The organism is Nocardioides sp. S5-5 (assembly GCF_054954065.1).
Map to the genome: position 1 here is coordinate 2,667,538 of NZ_CP199913.1, position 24,745 is coordinate 2,692,282.

20 protein-coding genes and 3 rRNA genes are annotated in these 24,745 nt (G+C 68.6%); 1 reads left to right on the forward strand and 22 read right to left on the reverse strand.

The window, feature by feature from the left end; translation table 11 throughout:
• Window positions 1–61 precede the first annotated feature (61 nt).
• From ACUP6Y_RS12635 to ACUP6Y_RS12670, 8 genes are read right to left on the reverse strand one after another with little or no spacing between them, the layout of a single operon-like run.
• Complete coding sequence (locus ACUP6Y_RS12635) at window positions 62–547, reverse strand: Lrp/AsnC family transcriptional regulator (RefSeq protein WP_462551069.1); 486 nt, start codon at window positions 545–547, stop codon at window positions 62–64.
• Window positions 540–1,136: an NUDIX domain-containing protein gene (locus tag ACUP6Y_RS12640; protein ID WP_462551070.1), complete on the reverse strand. Its 597-nt coding sequence runs from the start codon at window positions 1,134–1,136 to the stop codon at window positions 540–542. Before ACUP6Y_RS12640 ends, ACUP6Y_RS12635 begins: the two co-directional genes overlap by 8 nt.
• Window positions 1,133–2,842, reverse strand: a complete 1,710-nt coding sequence (locus ACUP6Y_RS12645) for a CTP synthase (protein WP_462556720.1) — start codon at window positions 2,840–2,842, stop codon at window positions 1,133–1,135. The genes ACUP6Y_RS12640 and ACUP6Y_RS12645 overlap by 4 nt, the downstream gene beginning before the upstream one ends.
• A gap of 33 nt (window positions 2,843–2,875) precedes the next feature.
• A complete protein-coding gene (recN, locus tag ACUP6Y_RS12650) occupies window positions 2,876–4,624 on the reverse strand; it encodes a DNA repair protein RecN (protein ID WP_462551071.1) in 1,749 nt (582 codons plus the stop codon).
• Window positions 4,621–5,586, reverse strand: a complete 966-nt coding sequence (locus ACUP6Y_RS12655) for an NAD kinase (RefSeq protein WP_462551072.1) — start codon at window positions 5,584–5,586, stop codon at window positions 4,621–4,623. The genes recN and ACUP6Y_RS12655 overlap by 4 nt, the downstream gene beginning before the upstream one ends.
• Window positions 5,583–6,416 carry a TlyA family RNA methyltransferase gene (locus tag ACUP6Y_RS12660; protein WP_462551073.1) on the reverse strand — a complete coding sequence of 278 codons (834 nt, stop codon included), beginning with the start codon at window positions 6,414–6,416 and terminating at the stop codon, window positions 5,583–5,585. The genes ACUP6Y_RS12655 and ACUP6Y_RS12660 overlap by 4 nt, the downstream gene beginning before the upstream one ends.
• A complete protein-coding gene (locus tag ACUP6Y_RS12665) occupies window positions 6,416–6,598 on the reverse strand; it encodes a hypothetical protein (protein WP_462551074.1) in 183 nt (60 codons plus the stop codon). The genes ACUP6Y_RS12660 and ACUP6Y_RS12665 overlap by 1 nt, the downstream gene beginning before the upstream one ends.
• Before the next feature lie 9 nt (window positions 6,599–6,607).
• On the reverse strand, window positions 6,608–7,630 hold the full coding sequence (locus ACUP6Y_RS12670; RefSeq protein WP_462551075.1) for an HAD-IIA family hydrolase: 1,023 nt from the start codon (window positions 7,628–7,630) through the stop codon (window positions 6,608–6,610).
• A 50-nt stretch (window positions 7,631–7,680) separates the two neighbouring features.
• Here ACUP6Y_RS12670 and ACUP6Y_RS12675 point away from each other — a divergent pair, with 50 nt between their 5' ends.
• Window positions 7,681–8,832 (forward strand): DUF1015 family protein, encoded by a 1,152-nt coding sequence (locus tag ACUP6Y_RS12675; RefSeq protein ID WP_462551076.1) that lies wholly within the window; start codon window positions 7,681–7,683, stop codon window positions 8,830–8,832.
• Here the strand turns inward: ACUP6Y_RS12675 and ACUP6Y_RS12680 are convergent.
• From ACUP6Y_RS12680 to argC, 14 genes are all read right to left on the reverse strand, one after another.
• Window positions 8,792–9,163 (reverse strand): single-stranded DNA-binding protein, encoded by a 372-nt coding sequence (locus tag ACUP6Y_RS12680; protein WP_462551077.1) that lies wholly within the window; start codon window positions 9,161–9,163, stop codon window positions 8,792–8,794. The genes ACUP6Y_RS12675 and ACUP6Y_RS12680 overlap by 41 nt on opposite strands.
• Before the next feature lie 250 nt (window positions 9,164–9,413).
• A 5S ribosomal RNA gene (gene rrf, locus ACUP6Y_RS12685) occupies window positions 9,414–9,530 on the reverse strand.
• Window positions 9,531–9,676: 146 nt separating this feature from the next.
• A 23S ribosomal RNA gene (locus ACUP6Y_RS12690) occupies window positions 9,677–12,829 on the reverse strand.
• Window positions 12,830–13,225: 396 nt separating this feature from the next.
• Window positions 13,226–14,754 (reverse strand): 16S ribosomal RNA (locus ACUP6Y_RS12695).
• Together the 16S, 23S and 5S rRNA genes form the textbook arrangement of a ribosomal RNA operon.
• Window positions 14,755–15,145: 391 nt before the next feature.
• Window positions 15,146–16,573: an argininosuccinate lyase gene (gene argH / locus ACUP6Y_RS12700; protein WP_462551078.1), complete on the reverse strand. Its 1,428-nt coding sequence runs from the start codon at window positions 16,571–16,573 to the stop codon at window positions 15,146–15,148.
• Window positions 16,574–16,591: 18 nt separating this feature from the next.
• Window positions 16,592–17,032 carry an NUDIX hydrolase gene (locus ACUP6Y_RS12705; RefSeq protein WP_462551079.1) on the reverse strand — a complete coding sequence of 147 codons (441 nt, stop codon included), beginning with the start codon at window positions 17,030–17,032 and terminating at the stop codon, window positions 16,592–16,594.
• Window positions 17,033–17,082: 50 nt separating this feature from the next.
• Entirely contained in the window at window positions 17,083–18,513 is a 1,431-nt protein-coding gene (argG, locus tag ACUP6Y_RS12710) for an argininosuccinate synthase (protein WP_462551080.1), read from the reverse strand.
• On the reverse strand, window positions 18,510–19,046 hold the full coding sequence (locus tag ACUP6Y_RS12715) for an arginine repressor (protein WP_462551081.1): 537 nt from the start codon (window positions 19,044–19,046) through the stop codon (window positions 18,510–18,512). The genes argG and ACUP6Y_RS12715 overlap by 4 nt, the downstream gene beginning before the upstream one ends.
• A 1-nt stretch (window position 19,047) precedes the next feature.
• Window positions 19,048–19,974, reverse strand: coding sequence for an ornithine carbamoyltransferase (gene argF / locus ACUP6Y_RS12720; RefSeq protein WP_462551082.1), 927 nt, complete (start codon window positions 19,972–19,974; stop codon window positions 19,048–19,050).
• Window positions 19,971–21,176 (reverse strand): acetylornithine transaminase, encoded by a 1,206-nt coding sequence (locus tag ACUP6Y_RS12725; RefSeq protein WP_462551083.1) that lies wholly within the window; start codon window positions 21,174–21,176, stop codon window positions 19,971–19,973. Before ACUP6Y_RS12725 ends, argF begins: the two co-directional genes overlap by 4 nt.
• Window positions 21,173–22,099 (reverse strand): acetylglutamate kinase, encoded by a 927-nt coding sequence (gene argB / locus ACUP6Y_RS12730; RefSeq protein ID WP_462551084.1) that lies wholly within the window; start codon window positions 22,097–22,099, stop codon window positions 21,173–21,175. The genes ACUP6Y_RS12725 and argB overlap by 4 nt, the downstream gene beginning before the upstream one ends.
• Window positions 22,096–23,247, reverse strand: a complete 1,152-nt coding sequence (gene argJ, locus ACUP6Y_RS12735) for a bifunctional glutamate N-acetyltransferase/amino-acid acetyltransferase ArgJ (RefSeq protein WP_462551085.1) — start codon at window positions 23,245–23,247, stop codon at window positions 22,096–22,098. The genes argB and argJ overlap by 4 nt, the downstream gene beginning before the upstream one ends.
• 19 nt (window positions 23,248–23,266) lie before the next feature.
• Window positions 23,267–23,677 carry an ACT domain-containing protein gene (locus ACUP6Y_RS12740; protein WP_462551086.1) on the reverse strand — a complete coding sequence of 137 codons (411 nt, stop codon included), beginning with the start codon at window positions 23,675–23,677 and terminating at the stop codon, window positions 23,267–23,269.
• Window positions 23,674–24,720, reverse strand: a complete 1,047-nt coding sequence (gene argC, locus ACUP6Y_RS12745) for an N-acetyl-gamma-glutamyl-phosphate reductase (RefSeq protein WP_462551087.1) — start codon at window positions 24,718–24,720, stop codon at window positions 23,674–23,676. Before argC ends, ACUP6Y_RS12740 begins: the two co-directional genes overlap by 4 nt.
• Window positions 24,721–24,745: the final 25 nt, after the last annotated feature.

Genomic DNA, 24,745 nt, shown 5'->3' on the forward strand with positions numbered 1-24,745 from the left:
CGCTAGAGGTACGAGCCGAAATTCGCGCCTGGCGCGGAAACTCGGATCGGATCGTCGACGTTCAGGCCTGTGACGTACGTCGCGCCGAAGCCTGTTCGGCAGGCCGGCCGCGCAGGTGCTCGAAGATCAGGCTGGTCTCGGTCATGGCGACGTCACGGGTGCCGCTGAGGTGGTTCAGCACGAACTCCCGCAGCTCCTCCGAGCCCGCCGTCGCGACGTGGATGAGGAAGTCGTCGGCCCCGGCCAGGAAGTAGACGTTGAGCACCTCGGGCAGGGTCGCCATCGCCTGGGCGAAGGCGCTCAGCTCGCCGCGTGCATGGGGGCGGAGCCGGACCGAGATCATCGCCTGCAGCGGGCGGCCGATGCTGGCCTGGTCCACCTCGGCGTGCGCGCCGCGGATCACGCCCCGCTCGAACAGGGAGCGGACCCGGCCGTGGCAGGTGGACGGCGCGATGCCGATCCGCGCGGCCAGCACGTTGTTGGCCAGCCGGGCGTCGTCCTGCAGCTCGCGGACGATCGCCGCGTCGATCGGGTCCAGCTCAACCACGCGCCGCCTCCCGGTCGCGGCGGACCTGGACGGCGAGCACCGCCTGCACCACCGGTCCGTCGGTCACGTCGCCGGCGAGGATCGCGTCGACCAGGTCGGCGAACGGCACCCAGAGGACCTCGAGGTCGGCCTCCTCGTGGCGCAGCTCGAAGTCGCCCCGGTCGGCCGGCGAGAGGTCCTCGGCGAGGTAGTAGTGGATGCGCTCCGCGGAGTAGCCCGGCGAGCTGAGGGTCGAGAGCAGGTGGGTCCACCGCTCGGCGGCCAGCGCCGCCTCCTCGCGCAGCTCGCGCCGGGCGACGTCCTCCGGGTCCTCGCCCGGGTGGTCGATCACGCCCGCGGGCAGCTCGACCAGTCGGGCCTGCGCCGGATGCCGGTACTGCTTGAGGCACAGCACCCGGTCCTCGGCGTCGATGGCCAAGATCACCGCCGCGCCCGGGTGCTCGAGGACCAGCCGCCGGAACGGCGCCTCGTCGTCGGCGCCCGGCCGGCGGATCCGGTCGGAGCGGAACGCCACGACCCAGTCGTCGCGATGCAGGTCGACGCTGTCCTCGACCGGCCAGGACTCGGGGACGTCGCGCAGCTGCGTCATTCCGCGTCGACGGGCTCGGCGTGCAGGTGGGTGTCGTCGATCTCGAGCCGGGTCTCGCGCTGGCGCCTGATGGCCGCGCCGACCAGCCCCGCGAACAGTGGGTGCGGGCGGGTCGGCCGCGAGCGCAGCTCCGGGTGGGCCTGGGTGCCGATGTAGTAGGGGTGGACCTCGCGCGGCAGCTCGACGAACTCGACCAGGTCGAGGTCGGGGTTGACCCCGGAGAAGACCAGGCCGGCCTCCTCGAGCTGCGTGCGGTAGGCGTTGTTGACCTCGTAGCGGTGGCGGTGCCGCTCCTCGATCACCTCGGCGCCGTAGACCTCGCGGGCGATCGTCCCGGACTTGAGCTGCGCCGGGTACAGGCCCAGACGCATGGTGCCGCCCAGGTCGCCGGCGCCCTCGACGATGGACTTCTGCTCCTCCATCGTCGCGATGACCGGCTCCGGAGTGTCCGGGTCGAACTCGGTCGAGCCGGCCTTGGCGAGACCGAGCTCGGTCCGGGCGTACTCGATCACCATGGACTGCAGGCCCAGGCACAGACCGAGGGTCGGAATGGCGTGGGCGCGAGCATAGGTCAGCGCCCCGAGCTTGCCCTCGAGGCCGCGGATGCCGAAGCCGCCGGGGACGCAGATCGCGTCGACGTCGGAGAGGTGCTTGGCCGCGCCGGCCGGCGTCTCGCAGTCGTCGGAGGCGACCCAGCGGATCTCGACCTTGGCCTCGTGGGCGAAGCCGCCGGCGCGCAGGGCCTCGCTCACCGACAGGTAGGCGTCGTGCAGGTCGACGTACTTGCCGACCAGCGCGATCGTGACGTCCTCCTTCGGGTGGTGGACCCGGCGCAGCAGGTCGTCCCACACCGTCCAGTCGACGTCACGGAAGGGAAGGTTGAGCCGGCGCACGACGTAGGCGTCGAGGCCCTGACGGTGCAGCACCTTCGGGATGTCGTAGATCGACGGCGCGTCGGCGGCCGTGACGACGGCCTCCTGGTCGACGTCGCACATCAGCGAGATCTTCTTCTTGATGCTCTCCGGGAGCTCCCGGTCCGCGCGGCAGACCACCGCGTCGGGCTGGATGCCGACCTGGCGCAGGGCGGCGACGGAGTGCTGGGTCGGCTTGGTCTTCAGCTCCCCCGAGGGACCGATGAACGGCACCAGCGAGACATGCAGGAAGAAGCAGTTGTCGCGGCCGATGTCGTGGCGGACCTGGCGCGCGGCCTCGAGGAAGGGCAGCGACTCGATGTCGCCCACGGTGCCACCGATCTCGGTGATCACCACGTCAACCTGGTCCTCGCCGTACCCCATGGCGAGGATCCGGTCCTTGATCTCGTTGGTGATGTGCGGGATCACCTGGACCGTGTCGCCGAGGTAGTCGCCGCGGCGCTCCTTGGCGATCACCGACGAGTAGACCTGCCCGGTCGTCACGTTGGCGATCTGGTTGAGGTCGGTGTCGAGGAAGCGCTCGTAGTGACCGATGTCGAGGTCGGTCTCGGCGCCGTCGTTGGTGACGAACACCTCGCCGTGCTGGAACGGGTTCATCGTCCCGGGATCGACGTTGAGGTACGGATCGAGCTTCTGCATCGTGACCCGCAGCCCGCGCGAGCGCAACAGCCGGCCGAGGCTGGAGGCGGTCAGTCCCTTGCCCAGCGAGGAGGCGACGCCCCCGGTGACGAAGACGTGCTTTGCCTGTCGAATCGAACCACTACCCGGCGCCATGTTCACGGGATTCCATCCTACTACTCGACGACCTCAACCGTTGCCTCGCCGCGCCAGCTCGAGCAGCTCGCGGGCATGGGCCAGGGCCGTGTCGGACTCGGCGAGGCCGGCCAGCATCCGCGACAGCTCGCGCTCCCGGCCCGCGTCGTCGAGCGTGACCAGGCCCGAGCTGGTCACCGACCCGTCGCTGGACTTCTCCACCAGCACATGCCGGTCGGCGAAGGCCGCGACCTGGGGCAGGTGGGTCACCACCAGCACCTGGGCGTCGGCGGCCAGCCTGGCCAGCCGCCGCCCGATCTCGACCGCCGCCGCGCCGCCCACCCCGGAGTCGACCTCGTCGAACACGAAGGTCGGCACCGGACTGGTGCCCGCCAGGCAGACCTCGACCGCCAGCATCACCCGTGAGAGCTCACCGCCCGAGGCGCCCTTGTGGAGCGGACGCGGCTCCGATCCGGTGTTGGCGGCGAGCAGGAACTCGACCTCGTCGAGACCGCTGCGCCCGAACCGCACCCACCGCCCGTCCAGCTGCAGCAGGTCGGCCGGCGGGTGCGCCGGGTCCGCCGGCGCCTCGGCCGCGCGCGGCGAGACCCGGATGGTCACCACGGCGTGCGGCATCGCCAGCAGGGTCAGCTCGTCGGACACCGCCGTCCCGAGCCGGCCGGCCGCCTTCACCCGCGCCTCGCTCAGCTTGCTGCCGGCGGACGCCAGCTCGCCGCGCAGCCGCGCCGACTCCGCACTCAGCTCGGCGATCCGGTCCTCGGTCGAGTCGAGGTCGAGCAGCCGCATCGCGGACTCCTCGGCCCAGGCGAGCACCTCGTCGACGGTGTCGCCGTACTTGCGGGTCAGCGCGGTCAGCGCCGCCCGTCGCTCGGAGACCGACGCCAGCCGGGCCGGGTCGGTGTCGATGCGGGTGGCGTACGACGCCACGTCGGCCGCGACGTCGGACAGCAGATAGCTCACCTCGGCGACCCGGTCGGCCAGCGTCGCCGCCTCGGTGTCGTGGTCGCGCACACCCTCCAACAGTCCGCGCGCCGCCGCCACCGCGCCGAGGGCGTCGGGCGAGCCGTGCTCGCTGGACAGCGCCTCGCGGGCCTGCTCGGCCGCGCCGCGCAGGGTGTCGGCGTGCCCCAGCCGCGCCTCCTCGGTCGCCAGCTCGGCGTCCTCGCCCGGCTGCGGCGCGAGCGCCGCGACCTCCTCGACCCCGAAGCGCAGCAGGTCTGCCTCCCGGGCCCGCTCGCGGGCGGTCGCGACGACCTCGGCCAGCTCCTTCTCGGTGGCGACCAACCGGTCATGCACCTTGCCGTACGCCGCGAGCAGCTTCTCGAGCGCCCCGAACCGGTCGAGCGCCTGGCGCTGGGTCTGCGCCTTGAGCAGCCGGTGCTGGTCGGACTGGCCATGCACTGCGACCAGCGCCTCGGCCAGCCCGGCGAGCGTGGCGACCGGCACGGCCGCGCCACCCGCGAAGGCCCGGGAACGGCCCTCCGCGCTCACGTTGCGCGCCAGCACCACGCCGTCGTCCTCAGCCTCGCCGCCGGCCTCCTCGACCGCGCTCAGCAGGTCCGGGAGTGCCTTCGCGGCCACCAGCCCCTCGACCCGGGCCTGCTTCGCCCCCGCCCGCACCGCACCGCTGTCGGCGCGCCCGCCCAGCAGCAGGCCGAGCGCGGTCACCACCATGGTCTTGCCGGCGCCGGTCTCACCGGTGATCACCGTCAGGCCGGGTCCCAGCTCGAGCGTCGAGGAGTCGATGACCCCGAGCGAGCTGATCCGGATCTCCTCGATCATGCGTCCTCCCCCCGGGCGCGCGCCTCACGGCGCTGCTCCGCGGCCCCCCGCCAGCCCTCGACGGACAGTCCGAACTTCGCCACCAGCCGGTCGGTGAACGGCGCCGAGTGCAGTCGTACCAGCCGCACCGGTCGCTGCCCACGGCTCACCTCGATCCGGGCCCCCGGCGGCAGGTCGACGCTGCGCCGACCGTCGCACCACAGCACACCGGAGCCCTGGTTGCCCTCGAGCACCTCGATCGCGATGACCGACGACGGCGCCACCACCATCGGCCGCGCGAACAGCGCATGCGCACTGAGCGGCACGATGCACAGCGCCTCCACCTGCGGCCACACGATCGGGCCGCCCGCGCTGAAGTTGTAGGCCGTCGATCCGGTCGGCGTCGCGCACACCACTCCGTCGCAGCCCCACCGCGACAGCGGCCGGTCGTCGATCTCGACGACCACCTCGAGCATCCGCTCGCGGGCCGCCTTCTCCACGCTCGCCTCGTTGACCGCGAAGGTCGAGTAGACGAGCTCGCCCGCGACGTACGCCTTCACGTCCAGCGTGAGCCGGTCCTCGGTGGTGTAGTGCTGCTCGACGATCGCCTCGATCGTCGCTGCGACGTCCTCGTGCTCGGCCTCGGCGAGGAACCCGACATGCCCCAGGTTGACGCCCAGCACCGGCGTCGAGCGCTGGTGGGTCACCTCCGCGGCTCGCAGGATGCTCCCGTCGCCGCCGATCACCACGGTCAGCTCGCACCCGTGGCTCGCGTCGGACTCGGAGTCGGTCAGCTCCACCTCCGGGACGTACTCCCCCGGCGCCAGGTCGAGATCGTCGGCCTCGTGGCTCAGCAACCGCACCACGATGCCGTGCCCGGTCAGCTCCTTGACGAAGGCGCGTGCGACGTCGCGGGCCTCGGCCCGGCCGGTGTGGGCGAGCACGAGCACCCGGCGCTCGATGTCGCTGGTCGCGGACGTCATGGGGTCACCCTCTCATCCGGGCGCGACGTACCGCGCCGCACGACCGCCGCCATCGACTCCTCGTCCACCGTCGCCGGCCCGTGGCGCAGCCACAAGAAGAACTCCACATTGCCCGAGGGCCCCGGCAGCGGGCTCACCGTCACCGCCCGCGCACCCCACCCGCGCTCGGCCGCGGCTCTCGCGACACCCAGCACCGTCTCCACCCACAGCTCCGGGTCGCGGACCACGCCGCCCTTCCCCAGCCGGTCCTTGCCGACCTCGAACTGCGGCTTCACCATCAGCGCCAGGTCGCCGTCCGGCTGGGTCACCCCCAGCAGCGCGTCCAGCACCAGGGTCAACGAGATGAAGGACAGGTCGCCCACCACGAGGTCGACCGGACCGCCGATGTCGTCGGTCGTCAACGTGCGGACGTTCGTGCGGTCGTGGACCACCACCCTCTCGTGCTGTTGCAGCGACCAGTGCAGCTGTCCATAGCCCACGTCCACGGCGACCACCTCGGCCGCCCCGGAGCGCAGCAGCACGTCGGTGAACCCGCCCGTCGACGCCCCCGCGTCCAGACAGCGCCGCCCCTCGACCTGCAGACCGAGCGGCACGAACGCCGCCAGCGCACCCACCAGCTTGTGGGCGCCCCGCGAGACGTAGTCGGGCCCGTGCTCGCCCTCCTTGACCACGATCGCCACGTCGGTCGTGACACCCGTCGCCGGCTTGGCCGCCACCACTCCGGCCACCTTCACCCGCCCCTCGGCGATCAGTTGGGCGGCGCGCTCGCGCGACGGCGCCAGCCCTCGACGGACCAGCTCGGCGTCGAGGCGCAGTCGGCGCGGCGGCACTACGGGACGGCCGGTGCGGCCGGCGGGTCGTCAAGGGTGCGCCGCAACTCGCCGTGCGCCTCCTCCAGCGCGCCCGCATGCTCCTCGAGCGGGCGCTCGGCCAAGCCCGCCACGAGGTCGAGCACCCGGTCGACGGCATCGATCCCGGTCGGCGTCGGCGCCGGAACTGGTACCTCGGTCATGGGTCGAGGCTACCGCGCCCCCGACTCCGTCCCGGGGACCCTTGCCGCACTGATGTCCGCCACCGCACCCTCCTCGTCCCGGTAGGCCCACGCCGTCACCGCCGCCACCCGCCACCAGTCGTCCGCGCTCGCCCCCTCACCTGTCCGCGCCACCTCCAACCGACCACCCACCACGCGTCCGGTCCATCCGCCCAGCCGCCAGCCGCCCGGCGCCTGCTCGGGTGCCCGGTGCGCGACCAGCAGCCCGCCGAGATCCGCTGCCAGGTACGACGGTCGCTCCCTCCGCTGCGCCGCCACCAGCTCGGCCAGCCCGGTCACCCCGGTCAGCACCAGCAACGAGTCGACTCCCGCGTTCCGGGCGCCCTCGATGTCGGTGTCGAGCCGGTCGCCGACCATCAGCGGCCGCCGCCCGCCCACGCGTCGTACCGTCTCATCGAGCAGCGGCCGTGCCGGCTTCCCCGCCACCTGCGGCGTGACCCCGGTGAACCGCTCCATCATCTCGACGAGCACACCGTGCCCGGGCGCCGCGCCGTACGCCGTCGGGATGGTCAGGTCGGTGTTGCTCGTCACCCACGGCAGGCCGTCGCGCACCCGCACCGCCGCCCGCATGATCTCGTGCCAGCGCAGCTGCGGCCCGTACCCGCTCACCACGGCCACCGCGTCCGCCTCCACGTCGACCGGCACCAGCCCCGCCTCCGCCAACGCGCTCTCCAGCCCCGGCCCGCCCAGGCACACCACCCTCGCCCCGGCGTCGAACCGCTCGACCAGCAGCCGCGCGGCCGCCTGTGCGCTCGTCACGACGTCCTCGGTCCGCGCCGCCACCCCCAGCTCCCGCAGGTGCTCGGCGACCACCGCTGCCGGCCGCGACGCGTTGTTGGTGATGAACGCGACCCGCATCCCCTCCTCCCGCGCCCGCCCGATGTGTTCGGCCGCGCCGTCGACCGCCTCCTGCCCGATGTAGACGACGCCGTCGAGGTCGAGCATCGCCAGGTCGTAGGCGTCGGTCAGCGGGTCCGCGGATGTGAGCAACACGAGCCCCACCTTGCCAGCCCGCACCACCACCGGCTCCGTACGATGCCCTGATGGACGCAACCGCCCTCGTGACCCCGCCCTACGTGGCCGGTCCGTTGCGTCTGGAGCCTTTTCCCGCGCTCATGCTGGTGCCCGCCCGCGTCGGCAACCCGACCACCGGTCGTGCCTTCGCCCGCCCCTACAAGGACGTCTCCGCGCGCCTCCTGCGCTGGCAGGCCCGCGGCCTGGTCACCGCCGACGCGGAGCCAGCGCTCTATCTCCACGAGTACAGCTCCAACGGGATGACCGTCCGCGGCCTGGTCGGCGCCCTCGACGTCTCCCGCCGAGCCGCCCACGCCGCGGACCGCGCGGTGCTGCCCCACGAGGGCATCCACCCCATCCAGGCCGACGAGCTCGCCGACCGGATGGACGAGATGCAGCTCAACCCCGCACCCATCCTTCTCGTCCACCAGGGCAGCCCCCGGCTGCGCGAGCTGCTCGCCGCCGTCGCCGGCCGCGAGCCGGACCACGCCTTCACCGACCGCGGTGGCCAGGAGCACCGGATCTGGGCAGAGCGCGCCCCCGACACGCTCGCGGCGATCGCCGCCGAGCTGGCCGGCAGCCGCGCCCTCATCGCCGACGGCCACCACCGCTACGCGGCGTACCTCCGGCTGCAGCGCCGCCGCGTCAGCGACCCCACCGGCCCCCGCCCCACCGACCACGGCCTCGCGATGCTGGTCGACCAGACCGACACCCCGCTCTTCCTCGGCCCGATCCACCGCACGCTCACCGGCACCTCACTCGAGGACCTGCGCGACGCCGCCGAGACCCTCGGCCTCGACTACGACGAGCAGGCTCAGGCTGACGCGGTCCACGCCCTCTCCGCAGCCCGCCTCGCCGCCACCGACGGGGAGCGCTGGGCGGTGATCGGACTCGGGATCGGACCCGACGAGGCCGCGGTCGAGGTCCTTCACCATCGGATCGTCCCGGCGCTCCCGCACGGGCCCGCCGCCGTCGCCTACCACCACACGGTCGACGACGCCCTCGGCGGCGCCCGTCCGGACGCCATCGCCGTGTTGATGCCCGCGCCGTCGGTCGACCTGGTCCTCCGGGTCGCCGAGGCGGACCGGCTGCTCCCCGAGAAGGCGACCTCCTTCCAGCCCAAGCCGAGCCTCGGCGTCCTCATCCGATCGCTGCGCGACGCAGCACCCGGGCCGTCGTGACCTCGACCTCCATCCGCGACGCCGTCTGACCGCCGGTTCGGTAGAAGCGACGGCGCAGAGCGCCCTCCACGCCCACCACGTCGCCGGCATGCCAGGTCCGCATGGTCCGGCGGACCTTCGACGACCAGCCGGCGAGATCGACCACGTCGACCGAAGGCCCCTTGCGTCCCGACGGGCGTACCCGCACGTCGGTCCGAGGCACGATCAGCCGGCAGGTCCACAGCCGGTCGCCACTCGGCAGCACCCGCTCCACCGGCTCTGCGGCCAGCCGCCCACTCAGCTGGACCGTGTTCGCCGTCACCGACGCCTTGACCTCCGTGTCCGCCGACATCCCTCCGAGCACCTCCACAGATCACCGGCGAGCCCCGATGACTCGCCACCCGACGATCCTGCGCCACCCCCTCGACACGGCCGCCCCACGACGCCGCTACCTGTGGAAGGAGCCAGCGACAGGCTGGGCTGTGGACGATCAACGGCACACGGCAGAACCAGAGGAACGAATGATTCTCGCGTGAATCCCCGAAGCATCCCAAAAAGCACTCAGGGCCAGCACACGAGGTGCTGGCCCTGAGCCAATGCTTGTCCGGCGGCGTCCTACTCTCCCACATCCTCTCGGTTGCAGTACCATCGGCGCTGGCAGGCTTAACTTCCGGGTTCGGGATGGGACCGGGTGTTTCCCTGCCGCTATGGCCGCCGTAACTCTATGAACCCCGATATACCCAGCAACGGGTTCCCACACAACAATCATGTGGTCGGGGTTGGATCTTCAATGTGGACGCGCGCACCAACATGTTCAACAGAACAATGTGTTTGTTTGGTGTTGTTGAGTGTGTTGGGGGTTTGTTGTGGCAAGTCTTCGGCCTATTAGTACCGGTCGGCTGGGCATTACTGCTGTACACCTCCGGCCTATCAACCCAGTGTTCTGCTGGGGGCCTTAACCCACAAAAGGGGTGGGAAACCTCATCTTGAAACGTGCTTCCCGCTTAGATGCGTTCAGCGGTTATCACTTCCGAACGTAGCCAACCAGCCATGCACCTGGCGGTACAACTGGCACACCAGAGGTTCGTCCATCCCGGTCCTCTCGTACTAGGGACAGCCTTTCTCAAGTTTCCTACGCGCGCGGCGGATAGGGACCGAACTGTCTCACGACGTTCTAAACCCAGCTCGCGTGCCGCTTTAATGGGCGAACAGCCCAACCCTTGGGACCTACTCCAGCCCCAGGATGCGACGAGCCGACATCGAGGTGCCAAACCATCCCGTCGATATGGACTCTTGGGGAAGATCAGCCTGTTATCCCCGGGGTACCTTTTATCCGTTGAGCGACCACGCTTCCACTCGCAGTGGCCGGATCACTAGTTCCGACTTTCGTCCCTGCTCGACATGTCTGTCTCACAGTCAAGCTCCCTTGTGCACTTACACTCAACACCTGATTGCCAACCAGGCTGAGGGAACCTTTGAGCGCCTCCGTTACATTTTGGGAGGCAACCGCCCCAGTTAAACTACCCATCAGGCACTGTCCCTGAACCAGATCATGGCCCTAGGTTAGACATCTAGTACGACCAGAGTGGTATTTCAACGATGACTCCACAACCACTGGCGTGGCCACTTCACAGTCTCCCACCTATCCTACACAAGCCGAACCAAACACCAATGCCAAACTATAGTAAAGGTCCCGGGGTCTTTCCGTCCTGCCGCGCGTAACGAGCATCTTTACTCGTAGTGCAATTTCGCCGAGTCCATGGTTGAGACAGTAGGAAAGTCGTTACTCCATTCGTGCAGGTCGGAACTTACCCGACAAGGAATTTCGCTACCTTAGGATGGTTATAGTTACCACCGCCGTTTACTGGGGCTTAAATTCTCAGCTTCGACACACAAGTGCGTCTAACCGGTCCTCTTAACCTTCCAGCACCGGGCAGGAGTCAGTCCGTATACATCGTCTTACAACTTCGCACGGACCTGTGTTTTTAGTAAACAGTCGCTTTCCCCTGGTCTCTGCGGCCTCCGGCGCTTCCCCAGCACGTGGGTACACACCTCGGGCCCCCCTTATCCCTAAGTTACGGGGGCATTTTGCCGAGTTCCTTAACCATGGTTGTCTCGATCGCCTCGGTATTCTCTACCTGATCACCTGAGTCGGTTTCGGGTACGGGCGGCTCATGGCTCGCTAGAGGTTTTTCTCGACAGCATAGGATCACCCACTTCCCCCCTACGGGGTCGGCATCACATCTCAGACTCACCCACCAAAGGGCTGGGACCCGGATTTGCCTAAGCCCCGTCCTACATGCTTACCCGCCGTCTACCATCGCGGCGGTTGGGCTACCTTCCTGTGTCACCCCATCGCTTGACTACTACCGGATCGGATCCCACGCTCCACACCAAGCCCTCACCCCGAAGGGATCAGTACCAAGTGCTTCGGGTGGTTAGCATCACCGGGCTCATCATGGGCGCCAATTCGCCGGTACGGGAATATCAACCCGTTGTCCATCGACTACGCCTGTCGGCCTCGCCTTAGGTCCCGACTTACCCAGGGCAGATTAGCTTGACCCTGGAACCCTTGATCAATCGGCGCACGGGTTTCTCACCCGTGATTCGCTACTCATGCCTGCATTCTCACTCGTGTCACATCCACACCTACATCACTGTGGCGCTTCACCCGTGACACGACGCTCCCCTACCCAGCCCCACCCCTGGACGCCCCTCAAGGAGACGCCTGGGTCCTGTCTTCAAACAGATGGAACTGCCATGGCTTCGGCGGATGGCTTGAGCCCCGCTACATTGTCGGCGCGGAATCACTTGACCAGTGAGCTATTACGCACTCTTTCAAGGGTGGCTGCTTCCAAGCCAACCTCCTGGTTGTCACTGCGACTCCACATCCTTTTCCACTTAGCCACCTCTTAGGGGCCTTAGCCGATGGTCTGGGCTGTTTCCCTCTCGACTATGAAGCTTATCCCCCACAGTCTCACTGCCACGCTCTCACTTACCGGCATTCGGAGTTTGGCTAACGTCAGTAACCTGGTAGGGCCCATCGGCTATCCAGTGCTCTACCTCCGGCAAGAAACACGCAACGCTGCACCTAAATGCATTTCGGGGAGAACCAGCTATCACGGAGTTTGATTGGCCTTTCACCCCTATCCACAGGTCATCCCCTCCATTTTCAACTGAAGTGGGTTCGGTCCTCCACGCCGTCTTACCGGCGCTTCAACCTGCCCATGGATAGATCACTCCGCTTCGGGTCTAGAACACGCGACTCAAACGCCCTATTCGGACTCGCTTTCGCTACGGCTACCCCACACGGGTTAACCTCGCCACATATCGCTAACTCGCAGGCTCATTCTTCAAAAGGCACGCTGTCACCCCGGCACAAGTACACAAGGCTCCAACGGATTGTAGGCACATGGTTTCAGGTACTATTTCACTCCCCGCCAGGGGTACTTTTCACCTTTCCCTCACGGTACTGGTCCGCTATCGGTCATCGAGGAGTATTTAGGCTTAACGGGTGGTCCCGCCAGATTCACACACCATTTCAGGAGTAGCGTGTTACTTGGGAAATGCTGAACACAGCCAAACACTATCGTCTACGGGGCTATCACCCGCTACGGCACCGCTTTCCAACGGACTTCGACCTCGCCTTTGGTTTCTCACTGCGCTCCACCCCGGCAGAGGCAGAAACAACACTCCCACAACCCCCACACCGCAACGCCTGCCGGCTATCACACGACATGGGTTTAGCCTCATCCGATTTCGCTCGCCACTACTCTCGGAATCACTTTTGTTTTCTCTTCCTACGGGTACTGAGATGTTTCACTTCCCCGTGTTCCCTCCACACACCCTATTTCATTCAGATGCGGGTAACTGGACATGACTCCAGCTGGGTTTCCCCATTCGGACATCCCCGGATCAACGCTCGGTTGCCAACTCCCCAGGGCATATCGCAGGCTCCAACGTCCTTCATCGGCTCTCGATGCCAAGGCATCCACCATGTGCCCTTAACAACTTGCCCACAACAAACCACCAACACACACAACAACCCCACCCCCACCATGAACAAACACGGTCGAAGTCGAGCAGTCACATCATGCCAGCGGCTCCCTGCAGAACAAACCTCATTAAGAGAACACACAAAACAATCACGAAACAAACACTAATATTAATGCTCGCGTCCACTATGAAGAAATCAAACAACCAGAAGCCAAACCAGCCCCAACCAAGCCCCCCACCCCACCGACAAACAGTGGAGAAGAGTTACCAGCCTGGCGGCGTCTGATGCCTCAGACACCCAACAGCGTGCCATACCTACCGAACGGCTAATACCGTCCAACGATTGTTGTGTTCCACTATCCGAACACCCCTATAGACCAACAACACATTCGGCTGTCAAGAACGGTGTGCTCCTTAGAAAGGAGGTGATCCAGCCGCACCTTCCGGTACGGCTACCTTGTTACGACTTCGTCCCAATCGCCAGCCCCACCTTCGACGGCTCCCCCCACAAGGGTTAGGCCACCGGCTTCGGGTGTTGCCGACTTTCGTGACGTGACGGGCGGTGTGTACAAGGCCCGGGAACGTATTCACCGCAGCGTTGCTGATCTGCGATTACTAGCGACTCCGACTTCATGGGGTCGAGTTGCAGACCCCAATCCGAACTGAGACCGGCTTTTTGGGATTCGCTCCCCCTCACGGGATCGCAGCCCTTTGTACCGGCCATTGTAGCATGCGTGAAGCCCTGGACATAAGGGGCATGATGACTTGACGTCATCCCCACCTTCCTCCGAGTTGACCCCGGCAGTCTCCCATGAGTCCCCGGCATAACCCGCTGGCAACATGGAACGAGGGTTGCGCTCGTTGCGGGACTTAACCCAACATCTCACGACACGAGCTGACGACAGCCATGCACCACCTGTACACCAGTATCAAAGAGACCCCCATCTCTGGAGGCTTCCGGTGTATGTCAAACCCAGGTAAGGTTCTTCGCGTTGCATCGAATTAATCCGCATGCTCCGCCGCTTGTGCGGGCCCCCGTCAATTCCTTTGAGTTTTAGCCTTGCGGCCGTACTCCCCAGGCGGGGCGCTTAATGCGTTAGCTACGGCACGGAACCCATGGAATAGGTCCCACACCTAGCGCCCAACGTTTACGGTGTGGACTACCAGGGTATCTAATCCTGTTCGCTCCCCACACTTTCGCTCCTCAGCGTCAGGTAATGCCCAGAGAACCGCCTTCGCCACCGGTGTTCCTCCTGATATCTGCGCATTTCACCGCTACACCAGGAATTCCATTCTCCCCTGCATACCTCTAGTCTGCCCGTATCGAAAGCAAGCAACCAGTTAAGCTGGCTGTTTTCACTCCCGACGCGACAAACCGCCTACGAGCCCTTTACGCCCAATAATTCCGGACAACGCTCGGACCCTACGTATTACCGCGGCTGCTGGCACGTAGTTGGCCGGTCCTTCTTCTGTACCTACCGTCACTCCCCACAAAAGATCGCTTCGTCGGTACTGAAAGAGGTTTACAACCCGAAGGCCGTCATCCCTCACGCGGCGTTGCTGGATCAGGCTTCCGCCCATTGTCCAATATTCCCCACTGCTGCCTCCCGTAGGAGTCTGGGCCGTGTCTCAGTCCCAGTGTGACCGGTCACCCTCTCAGGCCGGCTACCCGTCAAAGCCTTGGTGAGCCATTACCTCACCAACAAGCTGATAGGCCGCGAGCACATCCTGCGCCGAAAAACTTTCCACCACCACCCATGCGGGCAACAGTCATATCCGGTATTAATCACCGTTTCCGGTGGCTATCCCAGAGCACAGGGCAGATTACTCACGTGTTACTCACCCGTTCGCCGCTCGAGTACCCCCAAAAGGGCCTTTCCGCTCGACTTGCATGTGTTAAGCACGCCGCCAGCGTTCGTCCTGAGCCAGGATCAAACTCTCCATAAGAAAACTCAATACCTGACAAACAGACCTGCTGACAAAATCGTCCACAGAATCATCATTGCCGAAAACACACACCCAACCCCCAAAGGGACCAGATGCACACAAACATCACAACAATCTATGCATGACACACTGTTGAGTTCTCAAACATCACACGCACTCGCGCTTCGACCCTCTCGGGCCTCGGTCGCGGGGCAACCTGTGAAACATTAGTGGTTCGTGTCCTGCTCGTCAACTCCGGGCTTCCGGAGTGTCAGACCGGAGTCTGAACCGTGCTGCGGGCGTAGCGAAATCCTCTTGTTTGGGGCCTTGCCCCGGAGGTTTTCGCTGCGTTCCCCGCAACGAGAAGAACATTAACAGCACACGTCCCCCTCGTTGCAAATCGGGGTGCCCCTCAACCTTCAGAGCGTGCCTCCAGAACGCGTTTGCGCAGGTCAGCGAGCTGTTCGACAACGCGAACGGGTGCGGTGCCGCCGCGGCCGTCGCGCGAGGCGACCGAGCCCTCGACGGTCAGGACGGTGCGTACGTCGGGGGTCAGGTGGGGCGAGATCGCCGCGAACTGCTCGTCGGTGAGCTGGTCGAGCTCGATGCCGAGCCCCTCGCACTCGCGCACGCACGCGCCGGCGAGCTCATGGGCGATCCGGAACGGGACGCCCTGCTTGACCAGCCACTCGGCGATGTCGGTGGCGAGCGAGAAGCCCTGGGGCGCCAGCTCCCCCATCCGGTCGGTGTCGAAGACGAGGGTCGCGATCTGGCCGGTGAAGGCCGGGAGCAGCACCTCGAGGGTGTCGACGGAGTCGAAGACCGGCTCCTTGTCCTCCTGCAGGTCGCGGTTGTAGGCGAGCGGGAGGGCCTTGAGCGTGGTGAGCAGCCCGGTCAGGTTGCCGACGAGGCGGCCGGCCTTGCCGCGAGCCAGCTCGGAGATGTCGGGGTTCTTCTTCTGCGGCATGATGCTCGACCCCGTCGACCAGGAGTCGTGGAGCGTGGCGAAGCCGAACTCCTTGGTCGCCCAGAGGATGACCTCCTCGGCGATCCGGCTGACGTCGATGCCGGTCTGGGCGGCGACGTAGGCGAACTCGGCGACGAAGTCGCGGGAGGCCGTGCCGTCGATCGAGTTCGCGGTGGAGCCGGTGAAGCCGAGCTCGCGGGCGACCAGTTCGGGGTCGAGGCCGAGGCTCTGGCCGGCCAGCGCCCCGGAGCCGTACGGCGAGTCACCCGCCACCCGGCGTCGCCAGTCGCCGAGCCGCTCGACGTCACGCAGCAGCGCCCAGGCGTGGGCGAGCAGGTGGTGGGAGAGCAGCACCGGCTGGGCGTGCTGCAGGTGGGTGCGGCCCGGCATGATCGCCGGTCCCCCGGCGACCGAGCTGAGGTGCCGCTCGGCCTGGCCGGCGAGGGCGTCGACCAGGTCGAGGACCAAGTCGGCGACGGTGAGCGCGTGGTCGAGCAGGTAGCACCGGAAGAGCGTGGCGATCTGGTCGTTGCGCGACCGGCCGGCACGCAGCTTGCCGCCGACGTCGGGGCCGACCTCCTCGATGAGGAGCCGCTCGAGAGCCCCGTGGACGTCCTCGTCGGAGGGGTCGGGCCGCAGCGAGCCGTCGGTGAACCGGGAGGCGAGCGCGTCGAGGCCGCGGTGCAGCTCGGCCTCCTCGTCCGTGGTGAGCAGGCCCGCGGCACCGAGCGCCTTGGCGTGGGCGTGGGAGCCGGCGATGTCGTACAGACCGAGGCGCCAGTCGAAGTGGGTGGAGCGCGACAGGGCGTCCAGCTCCGGCGAGGGTCCGCCCTCGAAGCGTCCGCCCCACAGCTTGCCGGTGTTGGTGCTCATTGCGCTGTTCCGCTCCTGTCAGTCGCGCCGGGCGTGCGCGATCGCCGCCCGCATCTGGTCGATGAGCCGCGGGTCCACCGCGCGGCCGTCATGGTCGAGGTCGTCGGGGGTCCACCAGGCCGCGTCGAAGATCGACTGCGACTCCAACAGGTCGAGCCCGGCGAAGCTGATGGGGGTCTCGTCGAGGACGAGCGCGAACAGCGTCGACTCGTTGACGTAGTCGCGCCCGTTCCAGGAGAACTCCACCTCGAAGGTGCCGAAGGGCTCACCGAGCGCAGCCACGGGTACGGCGATGCCGGTCTCCTCGCGCAGCTCGCGGGCACCGGCCTCAGCGTGGGTCTCCCCCGCTTCCAGACCGCCGCCGATGCTGGACCAGTAGCGCACGTCCGGCAGCGCGGGATCGCAGCCGAGCAGCAGCAGGACCCTGCCCTCGCTGCTGACCGGAAGTACCCGTGCCACTTTGCGCCGGGTCGGCACAATCTCCGGAGCCATTTCGCGCCGGGTCGGCATCAGTCGGTCCCGAGCTCCATCGCGACGTCCTCGAGGAGCGCCTCGCCCTCGTCGCCGCCCTCGGGGTTGGCGGTGATCTGGTCGTAGCCGCCGGCCGGGAGCTCGCCGAAGAGGGTGCCGTGCTCGACGAGGACGGTGCCCTGGTCGAGCGGCTGGCCGGCGTACGCCTCGAGCTTCGCGCGACTGTCGGCGATGTCGAGGTTGCGCATGGTCAGCTGGCCGATCCGGTCGGTCGGGCCGAACGCGGCGTTCTCGACGCGCTCCATGGAGAGCTTCTCCGGGTGGTAGGAGAAGTTCTCCCCCTCGGTGCGCAAGATCGTGTAGTCGTCGCCGCGACGCAGCCGCAGGGTGACCGTGCCGGTGACCAGCGAGGCGATCCAGCGCTGGATGGACTCGCGCAGCATCAGCGCCTGCGGGTCGAGCCAGCGCCCCTCGTAGAGCAGCCGGCCGAGCTTGCGGCCCTCGAGGTGGTAGTTGGCGAGGGTGTCCTCGTTGTGGATCGCGTTGAGCAGGCGCTCGTAGGCCGTGAACAGCAGCGCCATGCCGGGCGCCTCGTAGATGCCGCGGGACTTGGCCTCGATGATCCGGTTCTCGATCTGGTCGGACATGCCGAGTCCGTGGCGACCGCCGATGGCGTTGGCCTCGTTGACGAGAGCCACCGCGTCGTCGTAGCGCCGGCCGTTGATGGCGACCGGGCGCCCCGCCTCGAAGCCGATCGAGACGTCCTCGGTCTCGATGGCCACGGACGGGTCCCAGAACTTCACGCCCATGATCGGCTCGACCGTCTCGAGCGAGACGTCGAGGTGCTCGAGGGTCTTGGCCTCGTGGGTGGCGCCCCAGATGTTGGCGTCGGTGGAGTACGCCTTCTCGGTGGCGTCGCGGTAGGGCAGGTCGTGGGCGACCAGCCACTCGCTCATCTCGTGGCGCCCGCCGAGCTCGTCGACGAAGGCCGCGTCGAGCCACGGCTTGTAGATCCGCAGCTCCGGGTTGGCCATCAGCCCGTAGCGGTAGAAGCGCTCGATGTCGTTCCCCTTGTACGTCGAGCCGTCGCCCCAGATGTTGACGTCGTCGGCCTGCATGGCGCGCACCAGCATGGTGCCGGTGACGGCGCGGCCGAGCGGGGTGGTGTTGAAGTACGCCTTGGCGCCGGAGCGGATGTGGAAGGCGCCGCACGCCAGCGCCGCGAGGCCCTCCTCGACCAGCTGGGGCTTGATGTCGACGGCGCGGGCGATCTCGGCGCCGTACTGCTTCGCACGGGCGGGCACGCCGGCGATGTCGGGCTCGTCGGGCTGACCGATGTCGGCGGTGTAGGTACACGGGATCGCGCCCTTGTCGCGCATCCAGGCCACCGCGACGGAGGTGTCGAGGCCGCCGGAGAAGGCGATACCGACGCGCTCTCCCTGGGGAAGGGAGGTCAGGACCTTGCTCAACTCTGTGCATCCTTTCGGGTGTCGCCCTCGGCGAGTGCGGTGAACTTGTGGGCCAGGGCGTCTCCCCCGGCAGGGTCGCGCCCGATCACGAGCACAGTGTCGTCGCCCGCGATGGTTCCGAGCACGTCGGCGAGCTCGACCTTGTCGATCGCGCTGGCCAGGAACTGCGCGGCGCCCGGCGGCGTGCGCAGGACGACGAGGTTGGCGCTGGCCTCGGCGCTGACCAGCAGCTCGGACGCCAGGCGGGACAGCCGGTGCTGGGAGGCGGCGCTCTCCCCCGTGCCCGTGACCGGGGACCGGTTGCCGCCCTCGGCGGGGACGGCGTACACGAGGGTGCCGGAGGCCGAGCGGACCTTGACCGCGTCCAGCTCGACCAGGTCGCGGCTCAGCGTGGCCTGGGTGACATGCACGCCCCGACCGCCCAGCAGGTCGGCGAGCTCAGGCTGGGAGCGCACCTCGCGGGTCTCCAGGAGCTCGACGACGATCGCCTGCCGGGCGCTCTTCGTCATCGGGGTCAGGGCGTGCTCGCTCATCTCAGGACCGCTTGCCGTCGAGCCAGGTCAGGATCGCCTTCTGGGCGTGGCGCCGGTTCTCGGCCTCGTCCCACACCACGCTCTGCGGGCCGTCGAGAACCTCGGCGGCGATCTCCATGCCGCGGTACGCCGGCAGGCAGTGCATCACGATGGCGTCCGCCTTCGCCGCGGCGACGAGCTCGGGCGTGACCGACCACGGGCCGAACACCGCGCGGCGGGCGTCGCGCTCGTCCTCCTTGCCCATCGAGACCCAGGTGTCGGTGATGACGACGTCGGCGCCGGCGACGGCCTCGCGCGGATCGGCCACCGTGGCCCCCGAGCCGCCGGTGGCGGCGCCGATCTCGTTGGCACGCGCGAACATGGCGTCGTCGGGGACATAGCCCTCGGGTCCGCTGATCCGCACGTGCAGACCGGCGGTCGCGCCGGCGAGCAGCCACGAGTTGCCCATGTTGCAGGCCCCGTCGCCGAGGAAGGCGGCGGTCAGACCGGCCAGGTCGCCCTTGCGCTCGCGGATGGTGAGCAGGTCGGCGAGCAGCTGGCAGGGGTGGAAGTCGTCGGTGAGCGCGTTGACGACCGGGACGCCGGCGTAGGCCGCCATCTCGTCGAGGTTCGCCTGGGCGTAGGTGCGCCAGACGATCTGCGACGCCTGGCGCCCGAGCACCCGGGCGACGTCGGCGACCGACTCGCGCTTGCCGATGCCGGCGAGGGTGCCGTCGACGAGCATCGGGTGACCGCCGAGCTCGGCGATGCCGGCCGCGAAGGAGGCCTGGGTGCGCAGCGTCGGCTTGTCGAAGATCATCGCGACGGTGCGGGGTCCGGCCAGCGGCTGATGGTCGTAGGGCTCGGCCTTGAGCCTCGCCGCGAGGTCGAGGACCTCGGCCTGCTCGGCCGGGGTGAGGTCGTCGTCGCGGAGGAACGAGCGGGTCATGCAGTCACTCCTGCCTGGTCGAGGATGGCGGGCCAGGCCGCCGCGAAGACGGCGACGTCGGCGTCGGCGAGGTTGAGCGGCGGAGCCATCCGGACCCGGTCGGGGGTGGGGGCGTTGAGGAGGAAGCCGGCGTCCTGGGCAGCCGTGACCACCTCGGCGGCCTTCGGCTCGGCGAGGGTCAGCCCGATCAGCAGGCCCTCGCCGCGGGTCTCGACGACACGGGGGTCGGCGGCAGCCGCCTGCCGCAGCGCGGCGCCCTGGAGGCTCGCGTGGGCGAGCAGGTCGTCCTCGGCGATCACGTCGAGGACGGCGAGCGCCGCCGCCGCGGCGACCGGGTTGCCGCCGAAGGTGGTGCCGTGGTTGCCCGGGTCGAAGAGCTTGCCGGCGCCGTGGGTGGCGAGGCAGGCGCCGATCGGGATGCCGCCGGCGAGGCCCTTCGCGAGCGTCACGATGTCGGGGGTCACCGGGGCGTCGACCAGGGCGGGGTTCTGATGGGCGAACCAGCTGCCGGTGCGGCCGACGCCGGTCTGGATCTCGTCGAGCCAGAGCAGCGCGCCGTTCTCGTGGGCGATCCGCTGGGCGGTCGGCAGGTAGTCGCGCGGCGGCACGATGACGCCCGCCTCCCCCTGCACCGGCTCGACCAGCACGGCCGCGGTGTCGCGGTCGACGGCGGCCTCGAGCGCGGCCGCGTCGCCGTACGGGACGAAGACGACGTCGCCGGGCAGCGGCTCGAACGGCTCGCGGTAGGCGAGCTTGGAGGTCAGCGCGAGGGCGCCCATGGTGCGGCCGTGGAAGGAGCCCTCGGTGGCGACGATCCTGGTGCGTCCGGTGCGCCGGGTCAGCTTGAACGCGGCCTCGTTGGCCTCGGCGCCCGAGTTGGTGAAGAACACCCGGGCCTCGGCGCCGAGCAGCGTGACGAGCCGCTCGGCGAGGGTGATCTGCGGCGCGCTGGCGAAGAAGTTGGAGATGTGGCCGAGGGTCTGCAGCTGCTCGGTGACGGCGGCGACCAGGCGCGGGTGGCCGTGACCGAGCGCGTTGACGGCGATGCCGCCGAGCAGGTCGACGTACTCGCGGCCGTCGGCGTCCCAGACGTGGGCGCCCTCGCCGCGCACCAGCACGGTCTTGGGCGGGCCGAAGGTGTTCATCAGCGCGCCGGTGTAGCGCTCGGTCCACTCCCTGTTGCCGGAGTCCGTGGTGGTCACTGCTGCGCCTCCCTCGCCTTGCGGGTCTTGGTCGTGACGCCGGGCAGCACCTGGGTGCCGACGCCCTCGTCGGTGAACAGCTCGAGCAGCACGGCGTGCGCCTGGCGCCCGTCGACGACGGTCGCGCGCTTCACGCCGTCGCGCACCGCCTGCAGGCAGGCGCTCATCTTGGGGATCATCCCGCTGGCCAGCGACGGGAGGATCTCCTCCAGCGCCTCCGGGCTGATCTCGCCGATGACCTCCTCGGGGTCGGGCCAGTCGAGGTAGAGGCCCTCGACGTCGGTGAGGACGAGCAGCTTCTCGGCGCCGAGCGCGGCGGCCAGCGAGGCGGCAGCGGAGTCGGCGTTGACGTTGTGGACGACGCCGTCGATGTCAGGCGCGACGCTGGACACGACCGGGATCCGGCCGGCCTCGATCAGGTCGAGGACCGCCTCGGGCCGGACCTGCGCGACCTCGCCGACCAGGCCGAGGTCGACCTCCTCGCCGTCGACGACGGTGCCGGTCTGCTCGGCGGTGAACAGGCCGGCGTCCTCACCGGACAGGCCGACCGCGAGCGGGCCGTGCTCGTTGATCAGGCCGACCAGCTCGCGCTGGACCTGGCCGACGAGCACCATCCGGACCACGTCCATCGCCTCGGGCGTGGTCACCCGCAGGCCGCCGCGGAACTCGGACTCGATGCCGAGCCGGTTCAGCATGGTGGAGATCTGCGGGCCGCCGCCGTGGACGACCACCGGGCGGAAGCCGGCGAAGCGGAGGAACGCGATGTCCTCGGCGAACGCGCGCTTGAGCGCCTCGTCGGTCATCGCGTTGCCGCCGTACTTCACCACGACGACCTTGCCGTGGTAGGCCTTCAGCCAGGGCAGCGCGCCGGCGAGGGTCTCGGCCTTGAACGGGTCGGGCTTCCCGGGGGCTTCGTTGTTCATGAGGAGTAGGCGCTGTTCTCGTGGACGTAGGCGTGGGTGAGGTCGTTGGTCCAGACGGTCGCCTCGGCGTCGCCGGACTTGAGATCGATGGTGACGGTGACCGACCGACCGGACAGGTCGACGAGCGACGGGTCCTCGGCGGGAGTGCTGTTGCGGCACACCCAGATGTCATTCATCGCGACGTCGAGGTCCGCCGGGTCGAAGACGGCGGCCGTCGTGCCGACGGAGGCGAGCACCCGGCCCCAGTTGGGGTCCTTGCCGAAGACGGCGGCCTTGAACAGGTTGCTGCGGGCCACGCTGCGGCCGACCTCGACCGCGTCCTCCTCGGAGGCGGCGTTGACGGTGGTGATCGCGATCTCGTGGTCGGCGCCCTCGGCGTCGGCGAGCAGCTGGATCGCCAGCGAGCGGCAGGCCTCGGTCAGCGCGGCGGCGAAGTCGGCCGCGCTCGGGGTCACGCCGGAGGCGCCGCTGGCCATCAGCGTGACGGTGTCGTTGGTCGACTGGCAGCCGTCGGAGTCGAGCCGGTCGAAGCTGACCCGGGTGGCGGCGCGGAGCGCGGCGTCGAGGTCGGCGGCGGGTACGACGGCATCGGTCGTGATGACCACGAGCATCGTGGCCAGCGCCGGGGCGAGCATCCCGGCGCCCTTGGCCATCCCGCCGATCGACCAGCCGTCGCCTTGCACGACGACCTGCTTGGCGACGGTGTCGGTGGTCATGATCGCCTCGGCCGCGTCGTTGCCGCCGGCGGCGGACAGCTGCTCGTGGAGGGCGCCGACGCCGTCGAGCAGCCGCTGCCGGTCGTTGACCAGGCCGATCAGGCCGGTGGAGCAGACGACGACGTCGCCGGCGGCGATGCCGACCAGCTCACCGACCCTCTCCGCGACCTGGTGGGTGGTCTGGAAGCCCTCGGGGCCGGTGTAGCAGTTGGCGCCGCCGGAGTTGAGGACGACGGCCCGCACGACGCCGTCCTTGACGACCTGCTCGCTCCACAGCACCGGGTTGGCCTTGCAGCGGTTGCTGGTGAAGACCGAGGCGGAGTCGAACGTGGGGCCCTGGTTGACGACGAGGGCGAAGTCCTTGTTGCCGGTCGACTTCAGGCCGATCGCGGCGCCGGCGGCGACGAAGCCGGCGGGGTGGGTGACGCTCATGGGTTTCCTTCGAGATGGTTCAGACAGGGACGGCGGGGGCGACGGTGTGCCCCGATCGTCGCCAGGCCTCCTCGGCCCGGTCGGCCATCCCGGTCGGGACCAGGATCCAGTCGGTGTCGAAGGTGGAGAGCGTGAAGACCGGGATCTCGGCCTCGGCCAGCGGGGTGAGCAGGCCGACCAGGATGCCGACCGCGGACAGGTCGAGCTGACCGTCGACGCAGAAGGCGGTGAGCGGCTTGTGGTGGGGTGCCTTCTTCGGCACGCTGCGTCCGGCGCAGACCAGCGAGGTCTCGGTGGCCGTGGCCGTGATCGAGAAGACCGAGGACGACTCGGCCCACAGCGGGATCTCGGCGCCGGGGCCGAGGCGGACGACCGCGAGGGTCTCGGGGTAGCGGGACAGGGAGTACGCCTGCTCGGTCTGATCGGTCACGGGGCCAGTCCTACCGTGGTCAGGCCCGTGGTCTCGTCGAGACCGAGGGCGAGGTTCATGCACTGCACGGCGGCGCCGGCGGTGCCCTTGGCGAGGTTGTCGATGGCGCCGACGGCGACCAGCCGGCCGGCGGTCTCGTCGACGGTGACCTGGAGGTGGACGGCGTTGGAGCCCAGCACCGCCTGGGTCTGCGGCCACTGGCCCGCGGGGAGGACGTGGACGAACGGCTCGTCGGCGTACGCCTTCACGTAGGCGGCATGGGCCTCCTCGGCGGTGACCGGGCCGGCCAGCGGCGCCGAGCAGGTGGCCAGGATGCCGCGCGACATCGGCACGAGCAGCGGCGTGAAGCTGACCCGCACCTCGGCGTCGGTCAGTCGGCCGAGGCTCTGGGTGATCTCGGGGGTGTGGCGATGCACGCCGCCGACGCCGTACGCGCTGGTGTTGCCCATCACCTCAGCTCCGAGCAGATGGGGCTTCGCGGCCTTGCCTGCGCCGCTGGTGCCGGAGGCGGCCACCACCACCACGTCCGGTACGACGAGTCCCGCCGCCACCGCGGGAGCCAGCGTCAGCGAGGAGATGGTCGGGTAGCAACCCGGGACGGCGACCCGCTTGGCACCGTGGAGCGCCTCGCGGTTGCCGGGGATCTCGGGCAGGCCGTAGGGCCAGGTGCCGGCGTGGGGGCTGCCGTAGAACCGCTCCCACTCGCCGGCGTCCTCGAGCCGGAAGTCGGCGCCGCAGTCGATGACGACGACAGCGGGGTTGTGCGCGGTGAGCTCCTCGGCCAGCGCGCCGGACTGGCCGTGGGGCAGGCCGAGGAAGACGACGTCGTGGCCGGCGAGCACCTCGACGGTGGTCGGCTCGAGCACCCGGTCGGCGAGCGGCACCAGGTGGGGCTGCAGGGCGCCGAGGCGCTCCCCCGCGTTGCTGCCCGCGGTGACCGCACCGATCTCGACGCCGGGGTGGCCGAGCAGCAGCCGCAGCACCTCACCCCCGGCGTACCCACTGGCGCCGGCGACGGCGATCCTGACCTTGCTCATGTGCATGAACATACAGGGTTGTGCATGAAAC

Coding starts and splice junctions, on each gene's coding strand:
- ACUP6Y_RS12640 (WP_462551070.1), bottom strand. CDS start 1,136: ATGACGCAGCTGCGCGACGTCCCCGAGTCCTGGCCGGTCGAGGACAGC.
- ACUP6Y_RS12645 (WP_462556720.1), bottom strand. CDS start 2,842: ATGGCGCCGGGTAGTGGTTCGATTCGACAGGCAAAGCACGTCTTCGTC.
- recN (WP_462551071.1), bottom strand. CDS start 4,624: ATGATCGAGGAGATCCGGATCAGCTCGCTCGGGGTCATCGACTCCTCG.
- ACUP6Y_RS12655 (WP_462551072.1), bottom strand. CDS start 5,586: ATGACGTCCGCGACCAGCGACATCGAGCGCCGGGTGCTCGTGCTCGCC.
- ACUP6Y_RS12665 (WP_462551074.1), bottom strand. CDS start 6,598: ATGACCGAGGTACCAGTTCCGGCGCCGACGCCGACCGGGATCGATGCC.
- ACUP6Y_RS12675 (WP_462551076.1), top strand. CDS start 7,681: ATGGACGCAACCGCCCTCGTGACCCCGCCCTACGTGGCCGGTCCGTTG.
- ACUP6Y_RS12680 (WP_462551077.1), bottom strand. CDS start 9,163: ATGTCGGCGGACACGGAGGTCAAGGCGTCGGTGACGGCGAACACGGTC.
- argH (WP_462551078.1), bottom strand. CDS start 16,573: ATGAGCACCAACACCGGCAAGCTGTGGGGCGGACGCTTCGAGGGCGGA.
- ACUP6Y_RS12715 (WP_462551081.1), bottom strand. CDS start 19,046: ATGAGCGAGCACGCCCTGACCCCGATGACGAAGAGCGCCCGGCAGGCG.
- argF (WP_462551082.1), bottom strand. CDS start 19,974: ATGACCCGCTCGTTCCTCCGCGACGACGACCTCACCCCGGCCGAGCAG.
- argB (WP_462551084.1), bottom strand. CDS start 22,099: ATGAACAACGAAGCCCCCGGGAAGCCCGACCCGTTCAAGGCCGAGACC.
- argJ (WP_462551085.1), bottom strand. CDS start 23,247: ATGAGCGTCACCCACCCCGCCGGCTTCGTCGCCGCCGGCGCCGCGATC.
- argC (WP_462551087.1), bottom strand. CDS start 24,720: ATGCACATGAGCAAGGTCAGGATCGCCGTCGCCGGCGCCAGTGGGTAC.